At 66.3% G+C, this 15305-nt stretch carries 13 protein-coding genes, 1 other RNA gene and 1 pseudogene; 5 read left to right on the plus strand and 10 right to left on the minus strand.

The window, feature by feature from the left end; all coding sequences use genetic code 11:
• The first annotated feature begins 7 nt into the window (after positions 1–7).
• Positions 8–1156, plus strand: a complete 1149-nt coding sequence (locus HWX39_RS30165) for an anhydro-N-acetylmuramic acid kinase (protein ID WP_175971337.1) — start codon at positions 8–10, stop codon at positions 1154–1156.
• A 113-nt stretch (positions 1157–1269) separates the two neighbouring features.
• Here the strand turns inward: HWX39_RS30165 and erpA are convergent, their stop codons facing one another.
• From erpA to rplM, 4 genes are read right to left on the minus strand one after another with little or no spacing between them, the layout of a single operon-like run.
• Positions 1270–1641: an iron-sulfur cluster insertion protein ErpA gene (gene erpA / locus HWX39_RS30170; RefSeq protein WP_011350956.1), complete on the minus strand. Its 372-nt coding sequence runs from the start codon at positions 1639–1641 to the stop codon at positions 1270–1272.
• A 20-nt stretch (positions 1642–1661) separates the two neighbouring features.
• Positions 1662–1850, minus strand: a complete 189-nt coding sequence (locus HWX39_RS30175) for a hypothetical protein (RefSeq protein WP_175971314.1) — start codon at positions 1848–1850, stop codon at positions 1662–1664.
• 9 nt (positions 1851–1859) lie between these two features.
• Positions 1860–2252, minus strand: a complete 393-nt coding sequence (rpsI, locus tag HWX39_RS30180; protein ID WP_011883283.1) for a 30S ribosomal protein S9 — start codon at positions 2250–2252, stop codon at positions 1860–1862.
• 11 nt (positions 2253–2263) lie between these two features.
• The gene (gene rplM / locus HWX39_RS30185) at positions 2264–2692 is read right to left on the minus strand and encodes a 50S ribosomal protein L13 (RefSeq protein ID WP_009687896.1); all 429 of its coding nucleotides are present in this window, start codon (positions 2690–2692) and stop codon (positions 2264–2266) included.
• Positions 2693–3003: 311 nt separating this feature from the next.
• On the opposite strand from rplM, the gene HWX39_RS30190 reads away from it, so the two are divergent.
• Both HWX39_RS30190 and HWX39_RS30195 read left to right on the plus strand, forming a co-directional pair.
• Positions 3004–3306 carry a DUF1090 family protein gene (locus tag HWX39_RS30190; protein WP_175971338.1) on the plus strand — a complete coding sequence of 101 codons (303 nt, stop codon included), beginning with the start codon at positions 3004–3006 and terminating at the stop codon, positions 3304–3306.
• A gap of 410 nt (positions 3307–3716) precedes the next feature.
• The gene (locus HWX39_RS30195; protein WP_175971339.1) at positions 3717–4181 is read left to right on the plus strand and encodes an OsmC family protein; all 465 of its coding nucleotides are present in this window, start codon (positions 3717–3719) and stop codon (positions 4179–4181) included.
• 68 nt (positions 4182–4249) lie between these two features.
• On the opposite strand, the gene rnpB is transcribed toward HWX39_RS30195, so the two are convergent.
• The 3 genes and pseudogenes from rnpB to pyrC form a co-directional block, all read right to left on the minus strand.
• Positions 4250–4661, minus strand: an RNA gene (gene rnpB / locus HWX39_RS30200) — RNase P RNA component class A.
• Between the two features lie 12 nt (positions 4662–4673).
• Positions 4674–4918, minus strand: a pseudogene (locus HWX39_RS30205) (DUF3025 domain-containing protein); the annotation flags it as partial.
• A 22-nt stretch (positions 4919–4940) separates the two neighbouring features.
• Entirely contained in the window at positions 4941–6005 is a 1065-nt protein-coding gene (gene pyrC / locus HWX39_RS30210; protein ID WP_175971340.1) for a dihydroorotase, read from the minus strand.
• Between the two features lie 205 nt (positions 6006–6210).
• On the opposite strand from pyrC, the gene HWX39_RS30215 reads away from it, so the two are divergent.
• Positions 6211–7122 carry a class II glutamine amidotransferase gene (locus HWX39_RS30215; RefSeq protein WP_175971341.1) on the plus strand — a complete coding sequence of 304 codons (912 nt, stop codon included), beginning with the start codon at positions 6211–6213 and terminating at the stop codon, positions 7120–7122.
• Between the two features lie 641 nt (positions 7123–7763).
• Positions 7764–13025 (plus strand): autotransporter outer membrane beta-barrel domain-containing protein, encoded by a 5262-nt coding sequence (locus tag HWX39_RS30220; protein ID WP_175971342.1) that lies wholly within the window; start codon positions 7764–7766, stop codon positions 13023–13025.
• Positions 13026–13117: 92 nt separating this feature from the next.
• On the opposite strand, the gene HWX39_RS30225 is transcribed toward HWX39_RS30220, so the two are convergent.
• From HWX39_RS30225 to HWX39_RS30235, 3 genes are read right to left on the minus strand one after another with little or no spacing between them, the layout of a single operon-like run.
• Entirely contained in the window at positions 13118–13843 is a 726-nt protein-coding gene (locus HWX39_RS30225) for an amino acid ABC transporter ATP-binding protein (RefSeq protein WP_011350949.1), read from the minus strand.
• A complete protein-coding gene (gltK, locus tag HWX39_RS30230) occupies positions 13840–14517 on the minus strand; it encodes a glutamate/aspartate ABC transporter permease GltK (RefSeq protein ID WP_175971343.1) in 678 nt (225 codons plus the stop codon). The genes HWX39_RS30225 and gltK overlap by 4 nt, the downstream gene beginning before the upstream one ends.
• Positions 14517–15257, minus strand: coding sequence for an amino acid ABC transporter permease (locus HWX39_RS30235; protein ID WP_175971344.1), 741 nt, complete (start codon positions 15255–15257; stop codon positions 14517–14519). The genes gltK and HWX39_RS30235 overlap by 1 nt, the downstream gene beginning before the upstream one ends.
• Positions 15258–15305 lie beyond the last annotated feature (48 nt).

The raw sequence follows: 15305 nt of genomic DNA on the forward strand, positions 1-15305 counted from the left end.
ACCCAACGTGCCGCAACGACAGCCGCAATACGCCCATCCGGCCGACGGCATCTACTTCGGGCTGATGTCGGGAACCAGCATGGACGGCGTCGATGGCGTCGCCGTCCGTTTCGAGGCCGGAAAGGCGCCGATCGTGCTCGCGGAAGCGTTCGTCGGCTTCGCGCAATCGCTGCGCGACGCGCTGTTCGCACTGCAGCAACCCGGCGATGACGAAATCGACCGCGAGTCGCTCGCGGCGAACGCGCTGGTCACGCGCTATGCGGTGTGCTGCCACGAATTGCAGCGCACGGCCGGGCTGTCGCGCGACGAGATCCGCGCGATCGGCGTGCACGGCCAGACCGTGCGCCATCGCCCCGAGCGCGGCTATACACGGCAGATCAACAACCCGGCACTGCTCGCCGAGCTGACCCAGGTCGACGTGATCGCCGATTTCCGCAGCCGCGACGTCGCGGCAGGCGGCCATGGCGCGCCGCTCGCGCCGGCCTTCCATGCCACGGTGTTCGGCGCACCGGGCGAGACGCGCGTCGTCTGCAATCTCGGCGGGATCAGCAACATCACGATCCTGCCCGGCGAAGGCGGCGACGTGCGCGGCTTCGACTGCGGCCCCGCGAATGCGCTGCTCGACGAATGGGCGACCCGCCACCTCGGCAAGCCATACGACGACGGCGGCAAGTTCGCCGCGCGCGGCACCGTCCATGCGCCGCTGCTCGACGCGCTGCTCGACGAGCCGTATTTCGCTGCACCACCGCCGAAAAGCACCGGGCGCGACCTGTTCAATCCCGCATGGCTCGACGCGAAGCTCGTCGCGTTCGCACAGGTCGCGCCAGAGGACGTGCAGGCGACCCTCGCCGCGCTCACCGCCGTGTCGGTCGCACGCGAGATCGCGCAGCACGCAGCGGGCTGCAAGGCCATGTTCGTTTGCGGCGGCGGCGCACGCAATCCGGTGCTGCTCGACGCGCTCCGGCATGCGCTGGACGCGGCCGGCGTGCCGGCCACGGTCGATACGACGGCCGCGCTCGGCGTGCCGCCGCAGCAGGTCGAAGCGCTCGCATTCGCGTGGCTCGCGTACCGCTTCACCGCACGCCAGCCCGGCAATCTCGCGACGGTCACCGGGGCGGCCGGCAATCGCGTGCTCGGCGCGCTCTACCCGCGCTGACGCGACGCCTGCCGCACGGCGGGCGCCGCATCGCCATTACGCGCGGACATTAAAAAACGGGGCATGAAGCCCCGTTTTTCATGCCGGCGAACCGGCGCGGATCTGCCGTGCGCTCAGACCGAGAACGACGAGCCGCACCCGCAGGTGGTGCTCGCGTTCGGGTTCTTGATCACGAACTGGGCGCCGTTGAGGTCGTCCTTGTAGTCGATCTCGGCGCCGACCAGGTACTGGTAGCTCATCGAGTCGATCAGGAGCTGGACGCCGTTCTTGTTCATCACGGTGTCGTCCTCGTTGACTTCCTCGTCGAACGTGAAGCCATACTGGAAGCCGGAGCAGCCGCCGCCCTGCACGAACACGCGCAGCTTCAGGTCGGGATTGCCCTCTTCGTCGATCAGTTGCTTGACCTTGTCGGCCGCGGCGTCGGTGAAGACGAACGGAACCGGCATTTCGGCCGTCGTTGCTGCGGATTCGGTAACAGCGTTCATTGCGAACTCTCCAAAAAGCTTTAGCCGCTATTGTAGGGCCGATCAGAAGATCGTGCTGATGTCCATGAAATCAATAGGTTCTTGTCGATTTCATCAAACGCGCCCGCGCGGGCCGCGGCGGCACGCGCCTGGAAACGGACATAAAAAAACCGCCAGCGCGAACGCTGGCGGTTTTTCCGGCGGACGCCGCCCGGAAGCGGCGAGGCCATGAAGCGGAATTAACGCTTCGAGAACTGCTTGGCGCGGCGTGCCTTGCGCAGACCGACCTTCTTACGCTCGACTTCACGTGCATCGCGCGTGACGAAGCCTGCGTTCGACAGCGACGGCTTCAGCGTCGCATCGTAGTCGATCAGTGCACGGGTGATGCCGTGGCGCACTGCACCTGCCTGACCCGTTTCGCCGCCGCCGTTGACGTTGACCTTGATGTCGAACGTCTGGCCGTGGTTCGTGAGTTCCAGCGGTTGACGCACGATCATCAGCGACGTTTCGCGCGAGAAGTAGTCAGCGATGGGCTTGCCGTTGACGATGATGTCGCCCTTGCCAGCCTTGATGAAGACACGTGCGACTGCGCTCTTGCGGCGGCCCGTACCGTAGTTCCAGTTACCGATCATGTGGGCTCCCCTTAGATCTCGAGCGCTTTCGGCTGTTGAGCCGAGTGCGGATGCGTCGCTTCAGCGTAGACCTTCAGCTTCTTGATCATTGCGTAGCCGAGCGGGCCCTTCGGCAGCATGCCCTTGACCGCTTTCTCGAGCGCGCGGCCCGGGAAGCGTTCTTGCATCTTGCCGAACGTCGTTTCATAGATACCGCCCGGGTAACCCGAGTGACGGTAGTACTTCTTGTCCAGAGTCTTGTTGCCCGTGACCTTCAACTTGCTTGCGTTGATGATGATGATGAAATCACCAGTGTCGACGTGCGGGGTGAACTCAGGCTTGTGCTTGCCGCGCAGACGGCGTGCCACTTCGCTGGCAACACGGCCGAGAACCTTATCCGTCGCGTCAATCACGTACCATTCGCGCGTCACCTCATGGGCTTTTGCGGAAAACGTCTTCATGATCGATCCAAAAAAATTGCTTTGCCCGATGTGTTCTTCCTGCTTGTCTGTGTGCGCTTCGAGGCGCGGTGCAGGCTCTCCCTGTTCTTTTTCCGTGGGCATGAATGCGGAAAAGCCCTGAATTATAAAGGAAATGCGGCAACGCGGTCAAAGGGAATCCGCTTCCCGTGCCCAAGGCGGCCGAAATGGGCCAAAATCCGTTCGTGCCCCGACAAGCCAGGCGAACCGAGCGCCCGGGGAGGCACCCATCGACGCGCGGCACATGACCTTCCCGCGCCAGACCGGCCGAATACGGAAAACAACAAACAAGCATGATGAATCAACGATTTACGCCCTTCCTTGCGGCCGCCCTGCTGGCCGCCGCGGCGCCTGCCGTCGCCGCCCGCGCCGACTGCGAAGCCAAGCTCGACGCACTCGATACGCGCATTGCCGAAGCCCGCGCCGCCCATGCCGAGGATCGCGTCGCCCGCCTGCGCGCAGTGCGCGAACGCGTCCGCCACTTCTGCGCACGGGGGGGCCATGCGTCGGCCGTCCACGCGCCGGCACCTGAAGCACGCTCGCCCGGCACGCCGCCCGGCGCGACATCTCAGCCGGCCGCAAAGCAGCCGGTGTAACGATGCCGACGCGCACAAGCCGTGCGCCGATGCTTGCATCGGACGAAAAAAAGCCCGAACGGCTGGTTCGGGCTTAATCCACCATAGGAGGAGGGTGGAGGAGACATTCGGAGGTTGCCGCAGCGCGACAACCAATGAGGCTCATTATACGAACGCGCCGCCAACTTCACAAGAAAATTTGCATTACGAAATCAAACACCATAATGCGGAATTTCTCGCGGCGCGTTTGAAAAATGCATTTTCCATTTAAAATCAAACACCTGATGCCATCGACCAGGTTCGAGAACCGCCCTTTTCTAGAGCAAAACCCCTAAATACCAGAGGGAATTGGCCGTCCGGCGCGCCACTCGCGAGGCGCCGACATTGCGTGTCGTGCAGCGCATCAGCCGACCGTTGCGCAGCGGGCTACAATGCCGGATCGAATCCGAATCAGGCAACGCTGGAGTGCAAGCATGGAATGCAAAGTAAACTGGATGGGTCAGGACGGCATGGCGTTTTCCGCCGAGACCGGCAGCGGCCACCTCGTTACGATGGATGGCGCGCCCGAAGGCGGCGGCCACAACCTGGCGCCGCGCCCGATGGAAATGGTGCTGCTCGGCACCGGCGGCTGCACGGCCTATGACGTCGTGCTGATCCTGAAGAAGAGCCGCCAGGAAGTCAGCGGCTGCTCGGTCACGCTGAAGGCCGAGCGCGCAAGTGAAGACCCGAAGGTGTTCACGAAGGTGCACTTCCACTTCACCGTCACCGGGCGCAACCTGAACCCGTCCACGGTCGAGCGCGCGATCAACCTGTCGCACGACAAGTATTGCTCGGCGTCGATCATGATCGCGAAGACGGCCGAACTCACGCACTCGTTCGACATCGTCGCCGCCTGAATGCGCGGCGAGCGCGCATGAAAAAGGCCGGCGCTCCATGGGGAGACGCCGGCCCTTTCGCATTCGAACGGCAAAGCAGGCCGATAAGCCGGATTCTGTGCACGCTGCGCGCCGAGGCACGCAACGCGTGGCAGCCATTCCTCTAGGCGCGCCATTGCTGACGCGCTCAAGCTTCCTACCCGCAGACGAGACGGGGGCCCCGTCCTGCATCCGAAAATGCGCGCCTGCCTACTTGGAATTGCTCCGGGTGGAGGTTACCGTGCCGGCGAACGTCGCCGTCGCCGCGGTGCGCTCTTACCGCACCGTTTCACCCTTACCTGATCCCGGCTTGCGCCGGGCCATCGGCGGTTTGCTTTCTGTTGCCCTGTTCCGCGTGTCGCCACGGATGGCCGTTAGCCATCACCCTGCCCTGTGGAGTCCGGACTTTCCTCGCCCCCGCGCGCCCGAAGGCGGCGAGGCCGCGACTGCCTGGCCTGCTTTGCGACGCGCATTCTAGCACTGCGCGCCGCCGCCGGCAGCACGCGAGCGGCGGCCGCTGCAAAACACGGCCGGATCGGTGCAGGACGCCGCCTCGGCATTCGCGTCGCGCCAACCCGGCACGCCGGGCCCCGGGAGCGGTGCGAACGCGCGGCTCGTCAGTGTGCTCGCCGCGAGCTCGGCGGCAACGCACGGGTCGACATACGCGATGCGTTGCGCGTCGGGCCACGAAAATAGCCGGCACTCACTTCGATGACCCACGTGCGTGCGGCGGCATGAAGGTCACGCCAGTTTCCAGCCGATCGTCTCGCCGCCGCGCAGCGGCACGACGGGCGTATCGCCCGCGAAGATCTCGCGCGGCAGTTCCCATGCCTCGCGACGCAGCGTGACCGTCTCGGCGCTGCGCGGCAGCCCGTAGAAATCGGCACCGAAGAAGCTCGCGAAGCCTTCCAGCTTGTCGAGCGCGCCGGCGTGATCGAACGCTTCCGCATACAGTTCGAGCGCGTGCAGCGCCGTGTAGCAGCCCGCGCAGCCGCACGCGGCTTCCTTCGCGTCGCGCGCATGCGGCGCGCTGTCGGTACCGAGGAAGAAGCGCGGGTTGCCCGACGTCGCGGCCTCGACCAGCGCGACGCGATGCGTCTCGCGCTTCAGCACCGGCAGGCAGTAGTAATGCGGGCGAATCCCGCCGACGAACAGCGCATTGCGGTTGTACAGCAGGTGATGCGCGGTGATCGTCGCGCCGAGCAGGCCGGGCGCCGCGTCCGCGTCACGCACGTAGTCGGCCGCGTCCTTCGTCGTGATGTGCTCGAACACGACCTTCAGGCCCGGGAAATCGCGGCGCAGCGGCGTCATCACGCGGTCGATGAAGACCTTCTCACGGTCGAACAAGTCGATCGACGCATCGGTCACCTCGCCGTGCACGAGCAGCGGCATGCCGCTTTCCTGCATCGCCTCGAGCGTCTTCGCGCATTTCGCGAGATCGGTGACGCCGTGGTCGGAATTCGTCGTAGCGCCTGCCGGATACAGCTTCACGCCGTGCACGAAGCCGCTTTCGCGCGCGCGGCGGATCTCGTCCGGCGGCGTGTTGTCGGTCAGGTACAGCGTCATCAGCGGCTCGAACGTCATCCCGGCCGGCAGCGCGGCGAGGATGCGCTCGCGATAGGCCTGCGCCTGCGCGGTGGTCGTCACCGGCGGCTTCAGGTTCGGCATGACGATTGCGCGACCGAACTGGCGCGCGGTGTGCGGCAGCACGGCGGCCAGCATGTCGCCGTCTCGCAGGTGCAGGTGCCAGTCGTCGGGACGGGCGAGCGAGAGCGTCGCCGGGGAGGAAGCGTTCGAGGCAGTCATAGGAGGCGTCGTGAGGAACGGCCGGGCCATCGGCGGGGCCGGATCGCGCGTGCGCGGGCCGACTGACGGCAAACCGCAACACGGGGCCTTCGGCCGGCGGAATCCGCTTTTTACCGCTCGGGGCTCGGTGATATGCTAGAAGCCGCATTGTACCGGGGTTCGCCCGGTTCGTTACCCCCCGCCTCAGCCTGCTGCCCCAAGTAAAATGTGCCAACTCTTAGGAATGAACTGCGCCGCGCCGACGGACGTCACATTCTCCTTCACAGGTTTCGCGGCCCGGGGCGGGCTCACCGATCACCATGCCGACGGCTGGGGCATCGCGTTCTTCGAAGATAAGGCCTGCCGCCTGTTCATCGATCACCAGGCCTCGGCCACGTCGCCGATCGCCGAAATGGTGAAGCGCTACCCGATCAAGTCCAAGAACACGATCGCGCACATCCGCAAGGCGACGCAAGGCCACATCCTGCTCGAGAACAGCCATCCGTTCATGCGCGAGCTGTGGGGCCGGCACTGGATCTTCGCGCACAACGGCGACCTGCACGACTACGCACCGGACATGGACGGCAGCGTCTATCATCCGGTCGGCACGACCGACAGCGAACAGGCGTTCTGCGTACTGATGCAGGGGCTGCGGGAAGCGTTCCCCGGCGCGCAGCCGCCGTTGCCCGAATTGTTCGAGCGCGTCGGCGAGCTGACGCGCGGCATCACCGATCACGGCGTGTTCAACTTCCTGATGTCGAACGGCCAGGCGCTGTTCGCGCATTGCTCGACGCGGCTGCACTACCTCGTGCGGCGCTGGCCGTTCTCGACGGCGCACCTCGTCGACGAAGACCTGTCGATCGACTTCGCGAAATACACGACGCCCGAGGATCGGGTCGCCGTGATCGCGACACAGCCGCTCACCGACAACGAGGTCTGGACCGCGTTCGAACCGGGCGAGCTGATCATGTTCCAGTGCGGCGACGTCGCCGCGCGGATGCGGATCCCGGTGCCCGAATGCGTGCTCGAGAAGCTGCGCAATCCGGCGCTCGACGCATCGGCGTCGGCACCGCGCGGCGCACGCGAGGCGCTCGCCACTGCCGACGAAGTCGATTCCGACGACGCGATCGACTTCTGAGCCCGGCACGCCCGCGCCCTCTTCCCTTCACCTTTTCCCCGCTGCGCGGCAAGCCGATGGCCCGCCGCGTCCGATCGCGGCGGTGACGTCGTGCGCAGGCGAGACAGCGACGTTCGCCGTCGGAGCAAATGGCCCACCCCGGCACCGGCCTCGCTTCATCCGGATCACAGTCCGGTATATCGAAGCGACGCCGCACGACATTTGCCCGATTTGATTTATTTTCAAACGAAAATAATCAAAAGACAAAAAATAAAATACGGCGACTAGTCCACATATATTCCGGGAAACCATATTTTAACGCGCTAATCTGGCGCAAACCGTACGCCACCTCACCGATCCGGCAATCGCCGCCTCGCATCGCTCAATCCCACCGAATCCTTATCCATCAAGGCTTTCAGTTCGATTCATCACACAACCCAAAAATACCCGATGAAAACGGCATGATTGCCGCATTTGTTAGCTTCCCGACAATCAACCACCCGCCCGATCAATAGACTCCGCCCATCCTCGGTGTAACGAATTGCGATTGGCAGAGAAAGGCCACGGCCGCCGCACCCCCATTCACGCCATTCTCCACCGCGGAATGCGATTTCACTGCACCGCGGTGAAAACCACATCAAAACAAAAGAGAGGGGCTTGTCGTGAATCATTCATTTCGATCGATATGGAGCGAGACCACCGGCTGCTGGGTCGCGGTTGCGGAAACGGCACGGGCGCGCGGCAAACGTTCGGGTAGCGCATCCTGCGCGAGCCGCCGCGCCACACACGCGAGAACGCGCCGGATCCCGCTTCGCATCGCGGCAGTCGGCGCCGTGCTGGCCGCGCTGTCGGCCAGCTCCACGTATGCGTCGACGTGCGGCAGCGGCGCGGCCGTCGCGAGCGGCGGCACCTGCGCGCTCGGCAGTTTCAGCCCGACCGTCAACGACAACCTGGTCGGCGCCACGACCGTGTCGGGCGGTGACCGGGTCAGCCTGACCGGCGCATGGACCGGCGCGACCGGCGACATGGGCTACACGCCGATGCCGCTCGGCAACACGTCCATCATTTCGGGCAACCCGAATCAGCCGCTGTTGACGCTCGGCGGCAAGACGCAAAGCGTCGGCACCCCCGATTCGATCACGGGTGGCCGCACGTCGGTCGCCACCTACGATTCGTCCGCGTTCACCTCGTCGGTCGCAGGCTCGACCGTCGTGCAGGTCTACCACGACGTGAACGGCGACCAGTACGTGAACATGCGGATCGGCACGGTCGCGAACTCGGGCGGCACGCTCGACGTATCGATCGGCAACCCGGTGAACGCGCCCGCGGCGGCCGGCAACGTCATGACGATCGCGGCCAAGCAGACCGACCTCACCTACGCGGACGGCACCGGCTCGGCACCGAGCGTCATCAACTGGAATTCGCGGAACCAGATCTGGTTCATCACCGGCGACTATCTCGCGAGCGGCGGCCCCGTCGGCAGCGTCCAGCTCGACGTGCCGACCTACGCGGGCACCTTCACCGCGTTCGACGGCAGCACGTGGACCGTCACCGACGCCGCGTCGCTCGCCGCGTACAACAACTTTCTCGTGCGTTCGGTCGCGAACGGCGCGCTCGGCTCGCAGGCCGCCTACGACAACGCGTTCGGCCAGGCCGTGACGCTCTCCCCGCAGACCTTCGAGTATGCGAACAACGTGTCGCCCGGCGACAAGAACGCGCTGCCCAGAAACTACCCGTCCGCGATGCACGGCACGGGCGCGAACGCGACGCTGCACATCGGCAAGGACGGCCAGATCGACTTCCGCGGCTCCAACACGATCGATGCGAGCGCCGCCGTCATCGCGGAGAACGGCGCGCACTTCATCAACGACGGGCGCCTGTCGGGCGACTTTACGCTGGTGCGCCTGCTGAGCGGCGCGAGCGGCGTCAACAACGGTTCGATTTCGTCCGGCTATACGGTCGGCGACAACGTCGGCACGGGCGGCGCCGCGCGGCCCGACAACTTCGGCCTCGACACGTACGTCGAAGGCAGCGGCGTGTACGCAAACGGCGCGGGCACCACGTTCGTCAACAACGGCGTGATGAACGTCGGCGCATGGGATCTCACCCACAACCGGCTCGACCTGCAGAACTACGCAGTGGCCGCGACCGACGGCGCGAGCGCATCGAACGCCGGCACGATCAACGTCGGCGTCAACGCGACGACGCTCGACAGCCAGGTGATCGGCGGCCTCGTCGCCGGCGGCAGCTTCACGAACGAAGCCGGCGGCACGATCTACCTCGGCCGCGCAGCCCAGTACGATGCCGGCGCGCCGGAAGCCGTGAACGACGTCGCGCTGTCCGCGCACGCGTACGGCATCCTGCTCGGGGCATCGGGCACCGCGAGCAACCTCGGCACGATCGTGATCGGCTCGCAGACGCAGAACGGCGCCGCGCTGGCGAGCATCGGCTCGTCGTCCGGCACGCTGAACAACGCGGGCGCGATCGTCGTCAACGGTGCGGCGTCCGGCACGCCGCTCGCCAACGTCGGCATGCTCGCGGCGAACACGGCCGCGACCGTGACCAACACCGGCACCATCACGCTGAATGGCGTCAACGGCATCGGCATCATGGTCGTCGGGACCGGCACGGCCGCGACCTCGACCGGCACGATCAACGTGGCCGGCGGCCTCGATCCCGCCTCGGGCACGCGCAACTACGGCGTGTGGGCCGAGGGGCCGCTCGCGAAAGCCACGCTCGACGGCGCGCTCAACCTGACCGGCACCGGCGCGATCGGCGTGCATGCACGTTCGGGCGCGACGATCGACGTCGGCGCCCATGCCGTGCCCGCGTTCATGTCGGGCACCAACCAGATCGGCTTCTATGCCTATGGCGCGGGCTCGAAGATCAACGTCGCCGCGCAGCACATCAGCGTCGACACCGACGATTCGACGCTGTTCCGCGTCGCGGGCGGCGCGGCCTACACCGGCACGTCGATGGCCGGCGCGCTGACGACCGACGTCAACGGCCAGCGCGCGCACGGCGTGCTCGCAACCGACGCCGGCACCGTGCTGTCGACCGGCAACGCGACCTACAACGTCAACGGCGCGAACGGCATCGCGATCGCGGTCGAAGGCGGCGCGCAAGGCACGATCGACGCGGGCGCGACGATCAACCTGAACGCGGCCGGTGCGATCGCCGGTGTCGTCGACGGCCAGGCGCACGACCTCGCCGGCGCCAATGCCGGCGCACCGGTCGCGACGACACTGACCAACCACGCCGCCGTCACGTCATCGACGGCCGGCGTGACGGGCTTCGTCGCACAACACCTCGGCACGCTCGAGAATCGCGACACCGTGCTGCTGACGGGTGCCGGCTCGACGGGCGTCGCGATCGGCACGCTCGGCACGGTGAACAACATGTCGACGATCCGCGTATCCGACGGCACCGGCGCGCTCGTCCAGGGCGCGTCGGCGACGCTCGCCAACGCAGGTTCGATCGAGGCTGACGATGGGATCGCGGGCGTCCGCCTGACGGGCACCGGCGCATCGGTCGCGCTGTCGGGCGCCGGCACCGTGATCGCGAACGGCCGCGCCGACGGCGTGCTGATCGACTCGACCGTGACGGGCGGCGGGCTCGCGGCCGGCGCGACGTCGATCGCGGTCGGCGGCTCCGGCAAGGGGATCGACAACCAGGGAACGAACGCAACGATCGCGCTGTCCGGCACGCGGATCGGCACGACCGGCGGCGGCGCCGACGGCCTGTCGTCGACGGGCGCCGGCGCACGCATCGCGGCCGATGCGGCGACCGTCGTCAGCACCACCGGCGACAACGCGCGCGGCTTCTTCGTGTCGGGCGCGGATTCGACGCTGGCGGCCAACGGCACGACCGTCGCGACGACCGGCGCGGGTTCGGCCGCGATCGTGACGACCGGCGGCGCGACCGCAATGCTGTCGGGTGCGAAGATCACCACAGCCGGCACGACGGCCGACGGCCTCGTCGCGCAGAACGGCGGCCGCATCGGCGATACGGGCTCGACGGTCGCCAGCGCCGCCGGCAACGGCGCAACCGCCGACAGCGGCGGCGTGCTCGCGTTGACCGGCACGACGCTCAAGGGCGCCACGGCCGGCGTACTGACGTCCGATACGCTCGCAAACGGCGCGACGAGCTCGGTACTCGTCGACGGCGGCAGCGTCACGTCCGCCACCGGGCCGGCCTTCGCCGTGCGCGGCGGCACGGCCGACATTGCCGTGCGCAACGGCACGGTCGTGACGGCCGGCAATGGCACGTTGCTCGACCTGTCGAACGGCAGCAACGCCACCTTCACCGCATCGGCCGTGAACCTGGCCGGCGACATCGTCTCCGACGCATCGAGCACCGGCAACGTGTTCCTCGCGAACGGCGCGACGCTGACCGGCAAGATCGATCCGGTCGCGCTGACCGTCGACAACACCAGCACGTGGCGCATGACGGGCAGCTCCGTGCTGAGCAGCCTGAACAACGCGGGCCTCGTCGCATTCGCCGCACCGACCGGCTCGCCGACGCTCGCGGGCAGCTACAAGACGCTGACGACCGGCAGCTACGTCGGCAACGGCGGCACGATCGCGCTCAACACGTTCCTCGGCGCCGACGCATCGCCGACCGATCGGGTGATCGTGAATGGCGGCACCGCGAGCGGCACGACGGGCCTGAAGATCGCCAACACGGCCGGCACCGGCGCGCAGACGAAGGGCGACGGGATTCCGGTGGTCGTCACGACCAACGGCGGCACGACCACCGCATCGGCATTCCAGCTCGCGGGCCCCGTGCAGGCGGGTGCGTACGAATACCGGCTCTATCGCGGCGGGCAAGGCGACGCGAACGGCTGGTACCTGCGCTCGCAACTCGATCCCTCGGACCCGGGCGACCCGATCCACCCGTCCGGCAGCGGTGACGGGGGCAACACCGGGAACGGCAACAGCGGCGGCACGCTCGCGTATCGCCCCGGTGTCTCGGGCTATGCACTCACGCCGCTGCTCAACGCCGACTACGGCTTCTCGACGCTCGGCAAGCTGCACGAACGCGTCGGCGACATCACCAACCTCGAAAAGCAGCAGCCCGGCAATCGCGACGGCGTGTGGGGGCGCATCGGCGGCCAGAGTCTCGACGCGAACGCGGGCCGCTTCGCGGCCGACGAGCGCACGTTCTTCGCGCAGTTCGGCAAGGACTGGACACTCGACCAGGCCCCGAACGGCGGCGGCAGCACGCATGCGGGCGTGACGGCCAGCATCGGCGTATCGAACGCAAGCTTCAGCGATATGGCGCGCGCCGATACGGCCAACCTGTCGACCTCGACGGGCTCGGTCGAAATGCACGCGCAGAGCATCGGCGGCTACTGGACGAAGTATCTGTCGGACGGCACGTACTTCGACAGCGTCGGGCAGGTCACGCACTACGGCAATCGCTATCGCGACAGCTACGGCAACGAGGCGTCGCAGAACGGCTTCGGCATCGCGCTGTCGCAGGAAGTCGGCAAGCCGTTCGCGATCGGCGCGCTGCCGGTCGCGGTCGAGCCTCAGGCGCAACTGATGTATCAGTACCTGAAGCTGAACGGGTTCAACGACAACGTGTCGGCGGTATCGGGCACGACGACGAACGCGCTGCGCGGCCGCGTCGGCGTGCGCATCTTCCGGCCGAACCTCCAGTCGGATTCGGGCGGCGGGGCCGCCACGCCGTACTTCACGGCCGACGTGCTGCACGACTTCCTGTCGCCGGGCCAGACCGTCGTCGGCGGCACGCCGTTCGCCACGCATCTCGGCCGCACGTGGTACGAGCTCGGCGTCGGCGTGACCGCGGGCTTCGGCAAGTCGGGCGAGCTGTACGCGAACGCGAAGATCGCGCGCAACATCGGCGGCGATTACCGGCGCGGCATCGTCGGGCAGGTCGGCTACCGCTACAGCTGGTAACGCCTGCTGGCGGCGGACGAAAAAAAACCGCCCGGCGCTCGGCCGGGCGGTTTTCGTATCGGCGCACGTGCAGCGCCGACGCGCGCGAACGCTCAGTGCAGGATCTTCGCGAGGAAGTCCTTCGCGCGTTCCGATTTCGGATTCGAGAAGAAATCGTCCTTGCGGTCGTCCTCGACGATCGCGCCCTTGTCCATGAAGATCACGCGATGGGCGACCTTCTTCGCGAAGCCCATCTCGTGCGTGACGACCATCATCGTCATCCCTTCCTGCGCGAGTTCGACCATCACGTCGAGCACTTCGTTGATCATCTCGGGGTCGAGCGCTGACGTCGGCTCGTCGAACAGCATCGCGATCGGATCCATCGACAGCGCGCGCGCGATCGCGACACGCTGCTGCTGGCCGCCCGACAGCTGGCCCGGGAACTTGTGCGCATGCGCCTTCAGGCCGACGCGGTCGAGCAGCTTCATGCCCTTCTCGTTCGCCTCGTCCTTGCCGCGGCCGAGCACCTTGACCTGCGCGAGCGTCAGGTTCTCGGTGATCGACAGGTGCGGGAACAGCTCGAAATGCTGGAACACCATGCCGACCTTCGAGCGCAGCTTCGACAGGTTCGTCTTCTTGTCGCCGACCGACTGGCCGTTCACGAGGATCTCGCCCTGCTGGAACGGCTCGAGGCCGTTCACGGTCTTGATCAGCGTGGATTTACCCGAACCCGACGGGCCGCACACGACGACCACTTCGCCTTTCTTGACCTCGGTCGTGCAGTCGGTGAGGACCTGAAACTGGCCGTACCACTTGGAAACGTTCTTGATGGAAATCATCGTGTGACCTTTTTCTGGAGACTCTTGACGAGAACAGACGCCAACGAGCAAATCACGAAATAGCATGCGCCGGCGAACAGGACCATCTCGACGGTCGTGCCGTCGCGATCGCCGATGTTGGCGGCCGTGCGGAAGAAGTCCGCGAGACTGATCACGTACACGAGCGACGTATCCTGGAACAGGACGATCGCCTGCGTGAGCAGCAGCGGCACCATCGCGCGGAACGCCTGCGGCAGGATCACGAGGCGCATCGCCTGCGCGTAGTTCATGCCGAGCGCGAACGCGGCGTTCACCTGCCCGCGCGGCACCGCCTGGATGCCGGCGCGGATGATCTCGGAATAATACGCGGCTTCGAACAGCGAGAACGCGACCATCGCCGAGGCGAGACGGATGTCGATCGTCGGCGACAACCCGAGCACGCCCTGCAGCAGCTGCGGCACGATCAGGAAGAACCACAGCAGCACCATCACGAGCGGGATCGAGCGGAACACCGTCACGTAGCCCTGCGCGAACCACGCGAGCGGCTTCACGCCCGACAGCCGCATCAGCGCCAGCAGCGTGCCCCAGACGATCCCGACCACGATCGCGATCAGCGTGATCTGGAACGTGACGAGGGCCCCCGTCCACAGCGTCGGCAGCGCGCCGGGAATACTACTCCAGTCGAACTGATGCATCACTTGCCTCCGATATAGCCGGGCAGCCGCGTACGGCCTTCGATCCAGCGCATGAACGCCATCACGACGAGGTTGATGATCACGTACGCGAGCGTCACCGCGATGAACGATTCATAGGTCTGCGCGGTGTAGTCGACGAGCTGGCGCGCTTGCGCGGACAGGTCGAGCAGGCCGATCGTCGACGCGACGGCGGAGTTCTTGAAGATGTTCAGGAATTCCGACGTGAGCGGCGGCACGATGATCCGGTACGCAACGGGCAGCAGCACGTAGCGGTACGTCTGCCATTGCGTGAAGCCCATCGCGAGGCCGGCGGCGCGCTGGCCCTTCGGCAGCGCGTTGATCCCCGAGCGCACCTGTTCGCACACGCGCGCGCCCGTGAACAGGCCGAGACAGACGATCGACGCGGTAAAGAACTGCGTGGTGGGCGGCAACTGCTTGATCCAGGTGCCGATCGACGCAGGCAGCAGCTCCGGTATCACGAGATACCAGACGAAGAACTGCACGATCAGCGGAACGTTCCGGAAGATCGACACGTACACGGTACCGATCGCGGACAGCCATTTGTTCGGCACGGTGCGCAGCACACCGAACAGCGAACCGACGATCAGCGCAATGACCCAGGCGACGAGCGACACTTCGATGGTCACCCAGAAGCCGGACATCAGCCATCCGAAATAAGTCGTCGGCTCGCCGGTCGACACGGGGCTCAGGAAGATGCCCCAGTTCCAGTGGTAAGACATGGGCAAGACTCCAGCAAAAAGAGACGGAAGAAGCGGGGCCTCTTCCGT

It is taken from the genome of Burkholderia sp. BCC0322, from assembly GCF_902833045.1.
Taxonomy (GTDB): domain Bacteria; phylum Pseudomonadota; class Gammaproteobacteria; order Burkholderiales; family Burkholderiaceae; genus Burkholderia.